Annotated in this window: 18 protein-coding genes; 2 read left to right on the top strand and 16 right to left on the bottom strand. The window is 37.1% G+C overall.

The window, feature by feature from the left end; genetic code table 11:
- Positions 1 to 365 precede the first annotated feature (365 nt).
- From rpsR to MKX83_RS23875, 5 genes are all read right to left on the bottom strand, one after another.
- The gene (gene rpsR / locus MKX83_RS23855) at positions 366 to 605 is read right to left on the bottom strand and encodes a 30S ribosomal protein S18 (protein WP_095371345.1); all 240 of its coding nucleotides are present in this window, start codon (positions 603 to 605) and stop codon (positions 366 to 368) included.
- 45 nt (positions 606 to 650) lie between these two features.
- On the bottom strand, positions 651 to 1,163 hold the full coding sequence (gene ssb / locus MKX83_RS23860) for a single-stranded DNA-binding protein (RefSeq protein WP_095371344.1): 513 nt from the start codon (positions 1,161 to 1,163) through the stop codon (positions 651 to 653).
- Between the two features lie 37 nt (positions 1,164 to 1,200).
- The gene (gene rpsF / locus MKX83_RS23865; RefSeq protein WP_095371343.1) at positions 1,201 to 1,488 is read right to left on the bottom strand and encodes a 30S ribosomal protein S6; all 288 of its coding nucleotides are present in this window, start codon (positions 1,486 to 1,488) and stop codon (positions 1,201 to 1,203) included.
- A 260-nt stretch (positions 1,489 to 1,748) separates the two neighbouring features.
- A complete protein-coding gene (gene ychF, locus MKX83_RS23870; protein ID WP_095371342.1) occupies positions 1,749 to 2,849 on the bottom strand; it encodes a redox-regulated ATPase YchF in 1,101 nt (366 codons plus the stop codon).
- Positions 2,850 to 3,156: 307 nt separating this feature from the next.
- Positions 3,157 to 3,348 (bottom strand): DUF951 domain-containing protein, encoded by a 192-nt coding sequence (locus MKX83_RS23875; protein WP_180317033.1) that lies wholly within the window; start codon positions 3,346 to 3,348, stop codon positions 3,157 to 3,159.
- Between the two features lie 206 nt (positions 3,349 to 3,554).
- Between MKX83_RS23875 and yyaC the strand changes: the two genes are divergently transcribed.
- Entirely contained in the window at positions 3,555 to 4,172 is a 618-nt protein-coding gene (yyaC, locus tag MKX83_RS23880) for a spore protease YyaC (protein WP_095371340.1), read from the top strand.
- 299 nt (positions 4,173 to 4,471) lie between these two features.
- Here yyaC and MKX83_RS23885 read toward each other — a convergent pair whose 3' ends face one another.
- The 11 genes from MKX83_RS23885 to rpmH form a co-directional block, all read right to left on the bottom strand.
- The gene (locus tag MKX83_RS23885) at positions 4,472 to 5,173 is read right to left on the bottom strand and encodes a DUF554 domain-containing protein (protein ID WP_095371339.1); all 702 of its coding nucleotides are present in this window, start codon (positions 5,171 to 5,173) and stop codon (positions 4,472 to 4,474) included.
- A gap of 62 nt (positions 5,174 to 5,235) precedes the next feature.
- On the bottom strand, positions 5,236 to 6,090 hold the full coding sequence (locus MKX83_RS23890; RefSeq protein WP_341058508.1) for a ParB/RepB/Spo0J family partition protein: 855 nt from the start codon (positions 6,088 to 6,090) through the stop codon (positions 5,236 to 5,238).
- Positions 6,083 to 6,844: a ParA family protein gene (locus MKX83_RS23895; RefSeq protein ID WP_095371337.1), complete on the bottom strand. Its 762-nt coding sequence runs from the start codon at positions 6,842 to 6,844 to the stop codon at positions 6,083 to 6,085. The genes MKX83_RS23890 and MKX83_RS23895 overlap by 8 nt, the downstream gene beginning before the upstream one ends.
- A 244-nt stretch (positions 6,845 to 7,088) precedes the next feature.
- A complete protein-coding gene (gene noc / locus MKX83_RS23900) occupies positions 7,089 to 7,988 on the bottom strand; it encodes a nucleoid occlusion protein (RefSeq protein ID WP_322910622.1) in 900 nt (299 codons plus the stop codon).
- Positions 7,989 to 8,099: 111 nt separating this feature from the next.
- Entirely contained in the window at positions 8,100 to 8,819 is a 720-nt protein-coding gene (rsmG, locus tag MKX83_RS23905) for a 16S rRNA (guanine(527)-N(7))-methyltransferase RsmG (protein WP_307319120.1), read from the bottom strand.
- Between the two features lie 15 nt (positions 8,820 to 8,834).
- Positions 8,835 to 10,724, bottom strand: a complete 1,890-nt coding sequence (mnmG, locus tag MKX83_RS23910; protein ID WP_341058515.1) for a tRNA uridine-5-carboxymethylaminomethyl(34) synthesis enzyme MnmG — start codon at positions 10,722 to 10,724, stop codon at positions 8,835 to 8,837.
- 52 nt (positions 10,725 to 10,776) lie between these two features.
- Complete coding sequence (mnmE, locus tag MKX83_RS23915) at positions 10,777 to 12,162, bottom strand: tRNA uridine-5-carboxymethylaminomethyl(34) synthesis GTPase MnmE (protein WP_095371333.1); 1,386 nt, start codon at positions 12,160 to 12,162, stop codon at positions 10,777 to 10,779.
- 412 nt (positions 12,163 to 12,574) lie between these two features.
- Positions 12,575 to 13,198 (bottom strand): RNA-binding cell elongation regulator Jag/EloR, encoded by a 624-nt coding sequence (gene jag, locus MKX83_RS23920; RefSeq protein ID WP_095371332.1) that lies wholly within the window; start codon positions 13,196 to 13,198, stop codon positions 12,575 to 12,577.
- Positions 13,195 to 13,989, bottom strand: a complete 795-nt coding sequence (gene spoIIIJ / locus MKX83_RS23925; protein ID WP_095371331.1) for a YidC family membrane integrase SpoIIIJ — start codon at positions 13,987 to 13,989, stop codon at positions 13,195 to 13,197. The genes jag and spoIIIJ overlap by 4 nt, the downstream gene beginning before the upstream one ends.
- 184 nt (positions 13,990 to 14,173) lie before the next feature.
- The gene (gene rnpA / locus MKX83_RS23930; protein WP_095371330.1) at positions 14,174 to 14,539 is read right to left on the bottom strand and encodes a ribonuclease P protein component; all 366 of its coding nucleotides are present in this window, start codon (positions 14,537 to 14,539) and stop codon (positions 14,174 to 14,176) included.
- Between the two features lie 148 nt (positions 14,540 to 14,687).
- Entirely contained in the window at positions 14,688 to 14,822 is a 135-nt protein-coding gene (rpmH, locus tag MKX83_RS23935) for a 50S ribosomal protein L34 (RefSeq protein ID WP_016201470.1), read from the bottom strand.
- A 1,050-nt stretch (positions 14,823 to 15,872) separates the two neighbouring features.
- Between rpmH and MKX83_RS23940 the strand changes: the two genes are divergently transcribed.
- The coding region (locus MKX83_RS23940; RefSeq protein ID WP_289435091.1) for a DnaA N-terminal domain-containing protein at positions 15,873 to 16,202 on the top strand (330 nt) is incomplete at its 3' end.

Consider the following 16,202-nt stretch of genomic DNA (forward strand, 5'->3'; position numbering starts at 1 on the left):
GATTTTTTACTTTGGGGCAATTTTTGACACGTTTCTGACCGAATCCTATCAAATTTTTAACCTTGGTCAGGTTTTTGACGCGTTTCCACCTGAATCCTATCAAATTTCTGCTCTTGGTCATGTGTTTAACTCACTTCCTCCTGAATCCTATTAAATTTCTACCCTGCTCCCATTTTTTGACGCGTTTCTACCTAAATCCTATCAAATTTCTACCCCGCGCCCATTTTTTGACTCTTTTCCACCCGAATCCCATCAAATTTCTACGCTTCGCCAGGTTTCCGACTCGTTTGAAACATGTGTTCAAACTAAATTAAACCTAAAAAACACAGTAGGCGCGAAGCCTACTGTGTTCGAACATTTACTTATTATTCACCTGAAACGAATGGAAGTAATGCCATTTGGCGAGAACGCTTAATAGCAATCGTTAATTTACGTTGGTATTTAGCGTTTGTGCCTGTTACACGACGAGGTAAAATTTTACCACGTTCAGAGATGAATTTTTTTAGAAGATCTACATCTTTATAATCGATGTGAGTGATTCCGTTTGCAGTAAAATAGCAAACTTTACGACGTTTCGCACGTCCTCCTCTGCGTCCACCAGCCATGTTTTGTCACTCCTTTTCCTATTATTTTTTCAAAGCCTTATTGGTTTAGAACGGAAGATCGTCATCGGAAATATCGATTTGACCGTTATTAGCGAATGGATCTTGATCTACACGAGTTTGGCCTTGGTTGCTGCGGTTATTATCATATGGTCGTTGATTCTGATTATTGTTGCCACCATAAGAATAATCATCTCTCTGGCCACCATATTGATTCGAGCCACCTTGTGAGCCTGCAGCATTTCTTGGTTCAAGAAACTGTACGCTTTCTGCCTGAACTTCAGTCACATATACACGTTTGCCATCTTGTCCTTCGTAATTACGTGTTTGCAAGCGTCCATCGACACCAGCTAGGCTTCCTTTTTTAAGGAAGTTCGCTACGTTTTCAGCAGGCTTTCTCCAAACAACGCAATTAATGAAATCCGCTTCTCTGTCTCCATTTTGATTCGTAAATGTACGATTCACAGCAAGAGTAAAAGTAGCCACTGCTACTCCATTCGGTGTATAACGTAATTCTGGGTCTTTCGTTAAACGCCCCACTAGAACTACACGATTCATCATCAGAATCAACTCCTTTCGATAAAATTAAGCATATTTATTATTTCTCGTCTTTAACAACGATGTATCTGATAATATCTTCACTGATTTTTGCAAGACGAGTGAACTCATCAACTGCTTTAGAATCAGCATTAATGTTTACTAATTGGTAGTATCCATCACGGAAATCATTGATTTCGTAAGCTAAACGACGCTTACCCCAGTCTTTTGACTCGTTGATTTCAGCACCGTTATCAGTAAGGATTGCGTCGAAACGCTCAACTACAGATTTCTTTGCCTCATCTTCAATGTTTGGACGGATGATGTACATAACTTCGTACTTTTTCATCACTTTCACCTCCTTTTGGTCTAAACGGCCCGTGTGAGGGCAAGGAGCAATTATTCATTACTCACAAGGTAAAAGTATATCATACGTTTGATCAATATGCAATTGCCTCAAAAGGAAAAACAGATAGACGAAACATAAAAAGAAAAAAACGAATAGGATGAAATATTTTTTGCGGTTAAAGCATTATGACGATACGCCTCTGTAACTCTATAGAAAAACCCCAATAAATCCTTTATTACAAGAATTCATTGGGGATTTTATCAAACGTTAAATCGGAAGTGCATAACATCTCCGTCTTGAACGATGTATTCTTTTCCTTCTAAGCGAACTTTCCCAGCTTCTTTCGCTGCATTCATATTGCCAGCAACGACTAGGTCGTCGTAGGAAACTGTTTCAGCACGTATGAAGCCTTTTTCGAAGTCACTATGGATGACACCGGCACATTGTGGTGCTTTCATTCCTTTACGGAAAGTCCAAGCACGTACTTCTTGTACGCCAGCTGTAAAGTAAGTAGCTAAGCCAAGTAAGCTGTACGATGCTTTAATCAATTGATCTAAACCTGATTCTTCAATACCAAGCTCTTCAAGGAACATTTCCTTCTCTTCTCCTTCAAGCTCAGCAATTTCTGATTCGATTTTTGCACAAATGACAATCACTTCTGCATTATCTGCGGATGCAAATTCTTTTACTTTTTGAACGTATTCATTAGTAGAAGGATCAGCCACATCATCTTCACCAACATTCGCTACATAAAGCATTGGTTTAATCGTTAGTAAGTGTAACCCTTTAACCAATTTCATTTGTTCTTCTGTAAATTCTACTGTTCTTGCAGGTTGATCTGCTTCGAAAGCTTCTTTTAATTTTTCAAGGATTTCTAATTCAAAAACAGATTCCTTATCTTTTTGTTTCGCAAGCTTACTTACACGTACAATGCGTTTTTCAACGGATTCTAAGTCAGCTAAAATCAGTTCCAAGTTGATTGTTTCGATATCATCAATCGGATTCACTTTTCCTGATACGTGGGTAATATTATCGTCAGCAAAACAACGAACCACTTGGCAAATCGCGTCAACTTCACGGATATGTGAAAGAAACTTATTACCAAGTCCTTCACCTTTACTTGCCCCTTTAACAATTCCAGCAATGTCTGTAAATTCAAAAGCGGTAGGTACCGTTTTCTTTGGTTGAACAAGTTCGGTTAACTTCGCTAATCTTTCATCCGGTACTTCAACAATACCGACATTAGGATCTATCGTACAAAACGGGTAGTTCGCTGATTCAGCACCCGCTTGAGTTATTGCATTAAATAAGGTGGATTTACCAACGTTCGGCAAACCGACAATTCCAGCTGTTAATGCCATTTAGGTCACTCCTAATCATTTAATCTATCTAAGAAAAATTATTAATCGATTTTTATACAAGCCTTTAACAATTATAGAGATTTGTATAAAAATAAGCAAGTTCACTAAGCGTTTTAAGAAAAGCGCAAGGCGCCCGTCTATCGGCTACAAGCATAAGATGAGCCGGTGGAAAGATTGTTCTTTAACCTGTTTGACGGATTGGCCTAGACCATAGAGCCGGATGGCACCTGGAGCTAGACATGAAAACTCATTGAAAAAATCACATTTTCTTATCGAAAAAAATGGTAAAGATAACCTTTACCATTGATTACGCCAATACTTTTTTTAGTTTTCTTGTAAATTCTCTTCTTGGAATCATTACACTATGACCGCAACCTTCACATTTAATGCGAATATCCGCGCCCATACGTATAATTTTCCATCGATTTGCTCCACATGGGTGAGCCTTTTTCATCTCAACAATATTATTAAGATCAAATTGTTTTTCTTCCAATTTCATCACCCTTTTCTTCACTTCTATTTCACTATTATACCTTGTCCTACTAATATATTTCCAATAAACATCAGAGGAAAATATATTTCGTGTCCTAATCACGTATAGAATGAGTGAATATTCCGTATACTATTACTACTATTCAATTCAATCGCTAAAAAAGAAAGTAAAGCGCTCTTTTCTATAGAGTGACATTGAAGGAGTGACGCTTGATGAATTTTTATCCACGTATTTTTGATAAGAAACCTAAATTAACCTCTCGGATTCCACACGATGAACAAAGTGCTACTAATAAACTTGCTCATGAAATCAAGCAGTTTCTCCCGAGTAATATACAAGAAAGACCATTCGTCCTTATTTGTATCGGTACGGACCGCTCTACCGGTGATTCGCTCGGTCCATTAGTTGGAACCTTATTAAAAGAACGATCTATTCCTAACCTTCATGTATTCGGCACATTAGAAGACCCTATTCATGCAGTAAATCTATCTGAAAAACTGTCATATATTGAAGAACAATTTCCTAATGCTTTTATTATCGGCATTGATGCCTGCTTAGGGCGTGTAAAAAGTGTGGGGATTATTCAAATTGCTGATGGTCCTGTTAAACCAGGTGCTGGAGTAAATAAGGATTTACCTGAAGTTGGTGATATACATATCGCTGGCATCGTCAATGTGAGCGGGTTTATGGAGTTTATGGTATTACAAAATACAAGACTGAGCTTAGTCATGAATATGGCCAAAACCATTGCCAATGGCATCCACGAAGTAACGATGATGGAAAAAGCAAAATTTATCCCTATCGACTGGGGTAAAGAACAGACTTTATAATGTGACACAAGAGTTTCCGACTGACAATAAATACGAGCTACCGATACGTGACGATTTTCGTTTTTCCAGACGCAAATCGCCGCGTATTTTCTTTGGAATCGACATAAATAAAGACATTTTGGAAATCTGATTTGATGAGGCTGAAATGCATTAAACCATGATGAAGAAAGGAAAGTTGTGTAGTCTAACTGCTTTTGCCCATGAATCTCTCGAATATCTCATTCAACCCCTGTATGAAGACTTGAAACCAAAGAAAAAACGAACAATCCATGCCTATCAAGGATTGTTCGTTACCTAAATTAAAAGAAGTAATAGAAAGAAACGACAAGGGCGGTGACAAAAATACCCGGTAAGAGATTTGCTACCCTGATTTTTGTTAAGCCCATTAAGTTTAAGCCGATAGCAAAAATCATTAAGCCGCCTGTAGCTGTCATTTCTAGAATAAAGCTGTCCATCCACGCTTGGGGAATCCATTTATCAATTTGTGTCGCAAATAACGCAATCAATCCTTGATAGATAAAGACTGGGATGGCTGAGAATATGACACCGATACCTAAAGTGGTCGTTAAGATTAGAGCCGTGAAGCCATCTATAATTGATTTTGTATATAAGACCGAATGATCTCCACGGATCCCACTATCTAACGCACCGATGACACCCATTGCACCAATAACAAAAATTAATGTTGCTGTGACAAATCCCTGAGAGATGCTACCTTGATGATTGGATCCAATTTTATTTTCTAATAGAATACCGACTTGATTGAGTCTATCTTCTAATTTTAACCATTCTCCAAGCATCGCCCCAAAAACGAGGCTAAGAATGACCACTAAGAAGTTTTCACTCTTAAGCCCCATCTGTAAACCAAGTACCATTACTGCCAAGCCAATAGCTTGCATCACTGTATCTTTCATTTTTTCAGGGATACGATTAAGGAACTTACCGATTAATGTACCGACAATAATTAATAGTGAATTGACTACTGTACCTAATAAAAACATTAGAGCTACCCAAATATACTTTCTATCTTTTCATGATGTCTATCTAGCAAACGACTAAGCGGCTAGATGGATTCTTTTTGCTGATCTAAAAGATCCAGTATTCGCTCCAAATCGTCGTTAGAAAAGAATTCGATTTCTATTTTCCCTTTCTTTTTTCCTTTTTTAATATGAACGTTCGTGCCGAACCTTTCTCTAAGCGAAGATTCATGTGATTGAATAAACACATCTTTATTTTCCTTCTTCTTTGTTTCACGTGGAACTTTTTTGTTTAATTGCCCGATCCATTGTTCTAACTGCCTTACATTTAAAGAGTCTTTTAACACTTTTTCTACTACCGTATCCATAAGGGATTTTTTCTTTAACCCTAACAGCGTCCTACCATGACCCATCGTTAATTTTCCATCAGCAATCATCTCTTGTACTTTAGCTGGCAGTGAAAGCAAGCGAATATGATTAGCAATATGCGGTCGGCTTTTTCCTAATCTCTTAGCCAATTCCTCTTGTGTGATTTTTAGTTTTTCAATTAATAATTGATAAGCTGCGCCTTCTTCAATCGGCGTTAAATCTTCCCTTTGAAGGTTTTCTAATATAGCTAATTCCATCATTTGTTGTTCTGATAGATCGCGAATAATGACTGGCATCGTCTGCATATTTGCCTCTTTTGCTGCCCGATACCTTCTTTCACCAACAACAATTTCATAACCTTTAATACTTTTACGAACAATAATTGGTTGGAGGATTCCGTGTGTGAGAATCGATTGTTTTAGCTCTTCTATACTCTCTTTTGTGAAGATTTTTCGCGGTTGATACGGATTAGGACGTATTTCCTTAAGTTTGATTTCTTCAATTATTTCTTCACTTTCTTTGTCCACATTCGTAAAGAAGGCATTAAGCCCTTTACCTAACCCCTTAGCCATTTGTTAACACTTCCTTTGCTAAGTCTAAGTATACTTCTGCTCCGCGAGACTTTGGATCGTATGTGATAATTGGCTCCCCATGACTTGGTGCTTCACTTAAACGTACATTTCTAGGAATCACCGTGCGATACACTTTATCTTGAAAGTACTTTTTCACTTCTTCAATGACTTGAATACCTAAATTCGTTCTTGCATCCAACATTGTTAACAAAACGCCCTCAATACGAAGATCTTGATTTAAATGTTTTTGCACAAGTCTCACCGTATTTAACAGTTGACTTAATCCTTCAAGCGCATAATATTCACATTGTACAGGAATTAATACGGCGTCAGATGCTGTTAAAGAATTGAGCGTTAGTAATCCTAGTGATGGAGGACAATCGATAATAATATAATCATAGTTTTCCTTCACGTCTTCTAAAGCTCTTTTTAACCGAACTTCTCTTGATATTGTTGGTACAAGTTCAATTTCCGCTCCTGCTAGTTGAATCGTAGCAGGTATTATATGCAGTTTCTCTACAATTGTTGGTTTGATGGCTTTACTTGCTTCTAAATCGTCTACTAATACATCATAAATGCAATAATCCACTTCTGCCTTCTCAATACCAATACCGCTCGTTGCATTACCTTGTGGGTCTATATCTACAAGCAACACCTTTTTGCCCATAGAAGCTAGACATGCACCTAAGTTCACTGCTGTTGTTGTTTTTCCTACGCCACCCTTTTGGTTAGCTAAAGCAATCGTTTTCCCCACCTGAACTCACCTGCTTTCTTCACATGTTTGTTTTTCTACGTATGTAATCTATTAAAAACCCCTATTAAAGACATCATTGTTTTAGTACGCATTCACTTTTTTCGAACGCACGAATCTATTTTATCATGAACGTGAGGGGAAGAATAATTATTTTAAGAAAAATAAGAAAATCTTCCAGATGCTATTTTCTGGATAAAAAAAGAGCCATATCTCGCAAAAGTTGATTTGAGATTGGCTAGGTCATTTATTTTTTCTTTTTTGGAATTTTGATTGTTATTTGATAGAATTCATCAAATTCTTCTTCTTGTGAATCTAAGTTTATGCCACTATCAGAAACCATTGAAAGCGATTGGCGAATCGTGTTGACAGCAATACGCATATCTTTACTAAATGCTTTTCTTCTTGGTTTTGCCTTTGGTTGATCTTTTTCTAATAGCTTTACCACTCGGTCCTCTGTTTGCTTTACATTTAGCTGTTTTTCAACAACTTCAGCTAATAAGCTAACTTGCTTCTCGTGGCTTTTTAAAGGAATAAGTGCCCTTGCATGTCGTTCTGTTATTTCTTTTCTTAAAAGGGCTTCTTGTACTTCTTCTGGTAATTTCAACAACCTTAATTTATTGGCTACTGTTGATTGCCCTTTTCCTAGACGTTGTGCCAATGCTTCCTGTGTTAAGTTATGTAACTCTAGTAGCTTTCCATAAGCAACGGCTTCTTCAATAGGCGAAAGCTCTTCACGCTGCAAGTTTTCAATAAGCGCAATTGAGGCCGTTTCTGTATCACTCATATTCTTGACAATGGCGGGAACTTCTTCCCAACCCAATTTATTCATTGCACGCCAGCGACGCTCACCTGCAATAATTTCAAATTGATTGTCACCGTATTCTCTAACGACAATTGGCTGAATAATACCGTGAATATGAATTGTACGAGAAAGCTCTTCTATTTTCTCATCATCAAATATTGTCCGAGGCTGAAAACGGTTAGGAACGATTTGATCGATAGGGATCTTCTTTACCTCTTCCTGGCTTGCTAATGTCTCTGTCTCTGCCTCTTCCATTTCCATATCTGCTTGTTCGTCTAGCTTGTCTTCATTTGTTTTTTCCTTTTCGCCTAGGCCAAAAAGGCGTGAGAAAGAATGCTTCATCACCCTGCACCACCTTTACGAAACTCCCTATAACCTATTCTCTACAAAGTAGACAATTCCTGCGATTGTCTATCAATTTATAGTGATATAAAAAACCATATACGCTCAAATTCACGATTCAATCGGTGATTTATTAGGCGTTCCCGGCTTTCTTGGATATTTATTAGGGGTAGATTTTTCTTTCTTAATTACTAGAATGTTTCTTTCACTTTCTTCTTCTGGTAATGTGAAAGTGTGTGAATCTATCAGTTTACCACCAAAGGTTGTTATCGCTTTGTTTGCTTTATCTAGTTCTTGTTCAGCCCCTGCACCTTTCATAGCTAAAAAGGTACCACCGACTTTGACTAAGGGCAAGCATAATTCACTCAGTACTGACAATCTTGCTACCGCCCTAGCTGTGACAAGATCAAAGCTTTCGCGGTATTTTTTGTTTTTGCCAAACGTCTCCGCGCGATCATGTACAAATTCGACATGATCTAATCCAAGTTTTTCAGCTAAATGATTTAAAAAACCAATCCGTTTGTTTAATGAATCAACGATGGTCACTTGTATTTGAGGAAAGGCAATTTTTAAAGGGATACTTGGAAAACCAGCTCCAGCTCCAACATCACATACCTTTAACGGCTGGTTGAAATCGTAATAAAAGGCAGCTGAGATGCTGTCATAAAAATGCTTTAAATATACTTCATCTTTTTCTGTAATGGCCGTTAAGTTCATTTTTTCATTCCATTCAACAAGCGTCGAATAGTACAATTCATACTGTTCCATTTGCTGCTTGGAGAGGGAAATTCCCTTCTCCTCAAGCAAATGAACAAATTGTTCTGTATTCATGCGTTCAATCCTCTCTTATTCATTAGCCACTTTCGCAATTCTTCCTTGTTCTAAATAAACGAGTAGAATAGAAATATCTGCTGGGTTTACACCAGAAATACGAGATGCTTGTGCTAAAGATAGAGGACGCACTGATTTCAATTTTTGACGTGCTTCAGACGCAAGCCCATTGATATCATCATAATCGATTTGATCTGGAATTTTTTTGTTTTCCATTTTTTTCAGTCTGTCTACTTGTTGTAGTGATTTTTCAATATAGCCCTCATACTTAATCTGTATTTCTACTTGTTCTTTTACATCATCATCTAACTCACTCGTTGCTTTAGCGAGCTGTTCAATATGAGTATAAGACATTTCTGGTCTTTTTAATAAATCACTTGCACGTATCCCATCTTTTAATTCACTTCCACCTAGGGATTGAATTAAACCTTGAACCTCAGCATTCGGTTTTAAAATAATCTTCTTTAAACGCATTTTTTCTTCTTCAATTTGCTGTTTTTTAGACAAGAATTTTTGATAACGTTCCTCACTAATCATGCCCACTTTATAACCTACTTCTGTTAAACGAAGATCCGCATTGTCATGGCGTAATAATAGACGGTACTCCGCTCTAGAAGTTAATAAACGATAAGGTTCGTTCGTCCCCTTTGTTACTAAATCATCAATAAGGACCCCGATATAGCCATCAGAGCGACTTAAGATCACTTGCTCTCTACCAAGTGAATCAAGCGCTGCATTCATCCCTGCCATTAGACCTTGACCGGCTGCTTCTTCATATCCGGATGTCCCATTTATCTGGCCGGCAGTATAAAGGTTTTTCACTTTTTTCGTTTCCAATGTTGGCCATAATTGCGTCGGTACAATGGAATCATATTCAATTGCATAACCAGCTCTCATCATTTGCACATTTTCTAAACCTGGAATCGTCCGCAAAATGTCTTGTTGTACATCTTCAGGTAAACTAGTTGATAACCCCTGTACATAAACTTCTTGCGTGTTTCTTCCCTCTGGTTCAAGGAAGATTTGATGTCTTGGTTTGTCATTAAAACGAACCACCTTATCCTCAATTGACGGACAATAACGAGGACCTGTCCCTTTGATCATACCAGAATACATCGGAGAACGATGTAGGTTATTGTCGATGAGCGTATGCGTTTTTTCGTTCGTGTATGTTAACCAACATGGCAGTTGTTCTGTAATATATTTAGTCGTTTCATATGAGAATGCTCTCGGTACATCATCACCTGGTTGTATTTCTGTTTTACTATAATCAATTGAATGACTATTTACGCGCGGTGGCGTTCCCGTTTTAAAACGAACCATATCAAAACCTAAAGCCTCTAGATATTCGGACAACTTAATCGATGGTTGTTGATTATTCGGTCCACTTGAATACTTTAATTCTCCTAAGATAATTTCTCCACGGAGAAATGTACCGGTAGTAATAACAACAGATTTCGCATAATAAGTTGCGCCCGTTTGCGTAATAATACCTCTACATTCACCATCTTCAACAATTAAACTTTCCACCATACCTTGTAATAATGTTAAATTCTCTTGGTTTTCCAATGTTTTTTTCATTTCATGCTGATACGTAAATTTATCCGCTTGTGCTCTTAATGCTCTTACTGCGGGGCCTTTACCTGTATTAAGCATACGCATTTGGATATAGGTTTTATCAATATTTTTCCCCATTTCGCCGCCTAATGCGTCAATTTCCCGTACGACAATTCCTTTCGCCGGTCCACCAATTGAAGGGTTACATGGCATAAAGGCAACCATATCAAGATTGATTGTGACCATTAAAGTTTTTGCCCCAATTCGAGCTGAGGCAAGACCTGCTTCAACTCCTGCATGACCGGCACCGATAACAATAACGTCATATGAACCTGCTTCATAAGCCATTTCATTTTACCTCCCTTTTCTTTTTTTATATTTATATCAACGGTTTTTTTTCTTATTTTCCAAGACAGAACTGAGAGAATAACTGGTCAATTAAACTATCTTGTACACTATCTCCAATAATCTCACCTAGAATTTCCCATGTTCTTGTCAAATCTATTTGTACGATGTCAATCGGTGTGCCCAGATCAACACCCTCTATTGCGTCATTAATTGAATTTATCGCTTGGTGTAAAAGAGCAATATGTCTTGAGTTAGAGACATATGTCATATCTTCTGCTTCAATGGAGCCAGTAAAGAATAATTCAGAAATCGCCTCTTCAAGCTCGTTAATTCCTTGTTCTTCTAATAAAGAGGTTGTCACTAGCTTCTGATTAGCTGCGAGCTGTCTCACTTTTTCCATATCAATCTTTTGTTCTAAATCGGTTTTATTCACGATGACAATAACATCCATGCCTTCGACCGCTTTAAATAAATTCATATCCTCATCCGTAAGCTCATCCGAATAGTTCACAACCAGTAAAATAAGATCCGCTTCTTTTAATACTTGTCGTGATCTCTCTACCCCTATTCTTTCAACAATATCTTCTGTTTCCCGAATACCAGCTGTATCTACTAATTTTAATGGCACGCCTCTTACGTTCACATATTCTTCTATTACATCTCTTGTCGTACCTGGGATATCTGTCACGATCGCTTTATTCTCATGGACTAGGCTATTTAATAACGAAGATTTACCAACATTCGGGCGTCCAACGATTACCGTTGATAAACCTTCACGTAAAATTTTCCCTTGTTGGGATGTACGTAGTAACTGCTCGATTTCCTTTTTAACGAAGCTTGCCTTCTCTAATAGTAACTGATGGGTCATTTCCTCGACATCATCATATTCGGGATAGTCAATATTCACTTCCACATGGGCAAGTACTTCTAGAATTTCCTGTCGTAACCTTTGAATTAAGTTTGACAATCTGCCTTCCATTTGACCTAAGGCGACATTCATTGCCTTATCCGTTTTCGCTCGGATTAAATCCATCACTGCCTCCGCCTGCGATAAATCAATGCGCCCATTTAAAAAAGCACGCTTTGTAAATTCACCTGGTTCAGCTAAGCGAGCACCATTTGTCAACATCAATTGCAGGACGCGATTGACAGAAACGAGTCCACCGTGACAGTTAATCTCAATCACATCTTCTTTTGTAAACGTCTTTGGACCCTTCATGACCGAAACCATTACTTCTTCAGCAACTTGGTCAGTCTTCGGATCAATAATATGGCCATAATGAATTGTGTGAGATGGGACTTCTTTCAAACGTTTATCTCCCACACTTTTAAATAAATGATCCGCTATATCAAAAGCTTCAGGTCCGCTTAGCCGTACAATCGCAATTGCGCCTTCACCCATAGGAGTAGATATAGCAGCTATTGTATCAAGTTCCAAGCGGCTTCACCTCATTTCATTTTTATCTATAATTACTCATCCTTCAATCTATGAAAAAAATTATTTCCCAAAAAAACAGAATATCATATGCAAACAATTATTAAAAGCAAGATCATCCTCGTCAAAAATCCCCGAACTAAGGAAAATACCTGTTATCAACAGTATAGACAAATTTTTTTCTTCTAAAAATTATCCACAGAAACCAAGTCGGTATTATGCTCTATTTTAACTTATCCACATGTGAATAACAATCATACAATGCTGAATTCATTATTTTCCTCTTTGACCAATTCTTTGTGAAAAAAGCTGCGAATGTTTTCTAAGCTCTTTCGGAAGTTCCGAAAGAGTTCTGAAGTAATTGCGCGTTTATCCATAAAAAAAGAGCGTCCGCTTGGACACTCTCTATAAAAAATTAATTTTTAACTGGTGAAATGACAATATGTCGATGAGGATCATTGCCATCCGAATACGTTTCTACTTTCTTATCATGAGACAAAGCAGAGTGGATCACTTTTCTCTCATAGGAAGGCATAGGCTCAAGCGAGACCTTTTTACCAGTTTTAATTGCCTGGCTTGCTAATCTTTCAGCAAGCTGCACCAACGTATCAATTCTTCTTTGGCGATAGTTTTCTGCATCTAATATAATATTAAAATATTGATCAGAATATCTGTTGACGACAAGCTGTGTAAGATACTGCAAAGAGTTTAATGTTTGACCTCGTTTACCTATTAATAAAGCAATTTTATTACCAGATAGAATAAATTCAACATTTTTACCGTCTCTAACAGTTTCAATTTCAACCGGCGCGCCCATTTTCTCACTGACCTCTAATAAAAATTTCTCCGCTTCTGCAATCGGATCCATTTTCATCGTTGCTTTTATCACTGCAGGACGGGATCCGAATATACCAAGGATCCCTTTCCTTCCTTCATCGAGAATCTCGATTTCTACACGATCCTCTGTTGTTTGTAATTGAGCTAAAGCCGAATGTACTGCTTCATTGACGGTTTGTCCTGTAGCAGTTATTTCTTTCACTTTTTCGCTCCTCCCGCAGGTTGTGTTTCTTTAGATTTTTTTAAATCTGGACCTTTAATGAAATAAGTTTGTACAATCATAAATAAGTTACCAACTACCCAATATAGAGAAAGAGCCGCTGGGAAATTAATAGCAAAAATAACGATCATGATTGGCATTAACCATAACATCATTTTCATTTGCGTTGCCATCATTTCATTCGCACTAAAGTCTTGTCCAGCCATCATCATCTTCTGTTGAATGAACGTTGTAATACCTGCTACAACTGGCAAGATATAATATGGATCGGCATCGCCAAGATCAAACCATAAGAAGTTATGATTAGCAATTTCTCGCGTTCTTGAAATCGCATGATAGAATCCAATAAGAATCGGCATTTGTACTAACAATGGTAAACAGCCCGCCAATGGGTTTACACCATGTTTTTGCATTAATTCCATGGTTTCTTGTTGAAGCTTTTGTTGTGTCTTTTGATCTTTAGAACTATATTTTTCACGTAGCTTTTGCATCTCAGGCTGTACTGCCTGCATTGCTTTAGAACTCTTAGTTTGTTTAATCATCAATGGTAGAATTACTAGACGAATCAGAATTGTTACGACAATAATCGACAAACCATAGCTTCCGCCCATAAGGCCTGCAATTTTAATAATAAGCCATGATAGCGGATAAACGATGTATGAGTTCCAAAAGCCTTCACTCTCGGAAGTAATTGGCTCATTAAATTCAGTACACCCTGCTAAAAGTACGGTGACTAGAATTAGACCAACCAATAAAGGTATTCGCTTTTTCAACCGTTATTTCCTCCTTAATGCCTAGATAATATTGTTACAGTTTTTCTATCATCTCTTCATTTTTACTGAGAATCGAATAAACTGATTTTACTCATGGTATGTATTTTATCATCTTTTCCTCATATGTCATATGAATAAAAGATGTCTTTCCCAAATTTCATAAAAAAAAGCTCTTTTTATGAAATTATGACTTATTATTTCCATGTTTATGTGTTTTAACAACCCGAGAAAGCTTCAAAACATGCATTAAGCTTTTCTTAATTTCAAAAAAGCTCATTTCAGCAGTTGGCTTTCGTGCGATAATAATAAAGTCATAATTTGGTTTTAACTCTTGATCCAGCTCATGAAAGGCCTGTCTAATATAACGCTTGATTTGGTTCCTTTTGACAGCGTTACCAAGCTTCTTACTAACAGATAATCCTATTCTAAAATGAGACTGGTCATTTCTTTGTAAAGAATAAACAACAAATTGCCGGTTAGCAAATGACTTACCTTGTTTAAAGGCTTCTTGAAATTCTTTATTCTTCTTTACTCTAAATTCTTTCTTCATGTCATTTACACCTTCTTTTTCATACACGGTTCGTAACAGCTCATGTATAAATAAGTCTTATATTCTCTATTTGGGCAATCGATCAATCATGCGTTTACTCACTATTTTTACACTATTACGTGAAAAAAGACCACTGATTTTCAGTGGCCTAAGCAGATAATACTTTTCTTCCTTTACGACGGCGGCGTGCTAGAACGTTACGTCCGTTCGAGCTGCTCATACGGCTGCGGAATCCATGAACTTTACTTCTTTTACGTTTATTTGGTTGATAAGTTCTTTTCATTATATGACACCTCCCTGAGGAATAGCTGTTAAAGACAGTCTTATTAATTATATAGATGCTACCTAAAGATTGTCAACTATCCATCGGATGATTAACCTTTACGCGCAACTTTTTTCAAAAAACATCACTGTACTGAATTTTACTTTGTTTCGTCTCCAATGTCACCCTCATTTCAATAGTATTTTTTGGTTATTGGGGAAATCCATTGATTGCGAGCCTGTATAGCAATGATTGAAGGGATATTTTCTTATAAATTTTTTTAATAGCTGATTTTAAATTAGCCGTTTTGTTTTAACCTGTTTTACAAGTTTTTTGGACTTAGACTTTAGACCTCTCCTCATTCTCACGTTTTTGGATCAGACTTCACTTCTCGTTCCATGTCTAATTATGAGCATTGGCGACTTTCTCCATGCGAACAAGTTATACAAATTACCTTCATAATCATTCAACAGGTCTCATGGTCACAATTAAATTTATGTGTCATTATGATTGATTCCATTTTTGTTGTACTCATGATTCCTTTTGCACATCCGCTATAATCTAGTTCCATATTGTTTGTAAGTCCATTAATTTAAATGTCTTGTTTTTATAAGAAGACTGTCTTCCATCTATTTATCCACGTATTTATCATTCAGCATATATTTTTACTTGTGGATACTTTTTTCGACAAATTTATTTTATCCACACTACATATAGACAAGTTTTTCACAAAAACACTACCTGTGGACAATTGTTATAAACAGGTTGTTTCACTTGTGGATAAGCATTGAAAAAACGTTGCATGCTCTTGTTATTTCTGTTATCATATTTGTGTTTTCACACTTAATAACTGAACGGTGTATATTTTATTATCCACAGATTGTGGATATCATGTGGACAGGTTATACAACCCCTATGTAAAAGGTTGTCCACAGGTGGTGGATATTGTCGAAATGTCGCCTTTTTTCCTTATTATATATTTTTCCACATCTTATTTTATTCATTTTTTCTATATAAACATTTTTGTGGGCATTTTCAGCCGTTATTTTCAAAGAAAAGGAGGGATCATCATTGGAAAATATATCTGACCTATGGCAGCAGGCTTTAGCAAAAATAGAAAAGAAAATTAGTAAACCAAGCTTTGAAACCTGGATGAAGTCAACTAAAGCACATAATCTTCAAGGAGACACATTAGTGATCAAAGCACCTAATGAATTTGCTCGAGATTGGCTAGAAGAGCGCTATTCTCCATTAATTTCCGAAACAATAAAAGAAGTTACTGGTGAACGACTCGAAGTTAAATTCATTATTCCGCAAAACCAGAACGAAGAAGAGCTTGAAGCCATCAGCCCGGCTAAAAAGAAGCCAGTCGAAGAGGAATCCCAAGACATTACCTTCAAT

It is taken from the genome of Cytobacillus sp. FSL M8-0252 (assembly GCF_038007345.1).
GTDB classification, from domain to species: domain Bacteria; phylum Bacillota; class Bacilli; order Bacillales; family Cytobacillaceae; genus Cytobacillus; species Cytobacillus kochii.

What these genes read in the sequence shown, in the direction of transcription:
- rpsR (WP_095371345.1), bottom strand. Translation starts at nt 605, where the DNA reads ATGGCTGGTGGACGCAGAGGAGGACGTGCGAAACGTCGTAAAGTTTGC.
- ssb (WP_095371344.1), bottom strand. Translation starts at nt 1,163, where the DNA reads ATGATGAATCGTGTAGTTCTAGTGGGGCGTTTAACGAAAGACCCAGAA.
- rpsF (WP_095371343.1), bottom strand. Translation starts at nt 1,488, where the DNA reads ATGAAAAAGTACGAAGTTATGTACATCATCCGTCCAAACATTGAAGAT.
- ychF (WP_095371342.1), bottom strand. Translation starts at nt 2,849, where the DNA reads ATGGCATTAACAGCTGGAATTGTCGGTTTGCCGAACGTTGGTAAATCC.
- MKX83_RS23875 (WP_180317033.1), bottom strand. Translation starts at nt 3,348, where the DNA reads ATGAAATTGGAAGAAAAACAATTTGATCTTAATAATATTGTTGAGATG.
- yyaC (WP_095371340.1), top strand. Translation starts at nt 3,555, where the DNA reads ATGAATTTTTATCCACGTATTTTTGATAAGAAACCTAAATTAACCTCT.
- MKX83_RS23885 (WP_095371339.1), bottom strand. Translation starts at nt 5,173, where the DNA reads ATGTTTTTATTAGGTACAGTAGTCAATTCACTATTAATTATTGTCGGT.
- MKX83_RS23890 (WP_341058508.1), bottom strand. Translation starts at nt 6,090, where the DNA reads ATGGCTAAGGGGTTAGGTAAAGGGCTTAATGCCTTCTTTACGAATGTG.
- noc (WP_322910622.1), bottom strand. Translation starts at nt 7,988, where the DNA reads ATGAAGCATTCTTTCTCACGCCTTTTTGGCCTAGGCGAAAAGGAAAAA.
- rsmG (WP_307319120.1), bottom strand. Translation starts at nt 8,819, where the DNA reads ATGAATACAGAACAATTTGTTCATTTGCTTGAGGAGAAGGGAATTTCC.
- mnmG (WP_341058515.1), bottom strand. Translation starts at nt 10,724, where the DNA reads ATGGCTTATGAAGCAGGTTCATATGACGTTATTGTTATCGGTGCCGGT.
- rnpA (WP_095371330.1), bottom strand. Translation starts at nt 14,539, where the DNA reads ATGAAGAAAGAATTTAGAGTAAAGAAGAATAAAGAATTTCAAGAAGCC.
- rpmH (WP_016201470.1), bottom strand. Translation starts at nt 14,822, where the DNA reads ATGAAAAGAACTTATCAACCAAATAAACGTAAAAGAAGTAAAGTTCAT.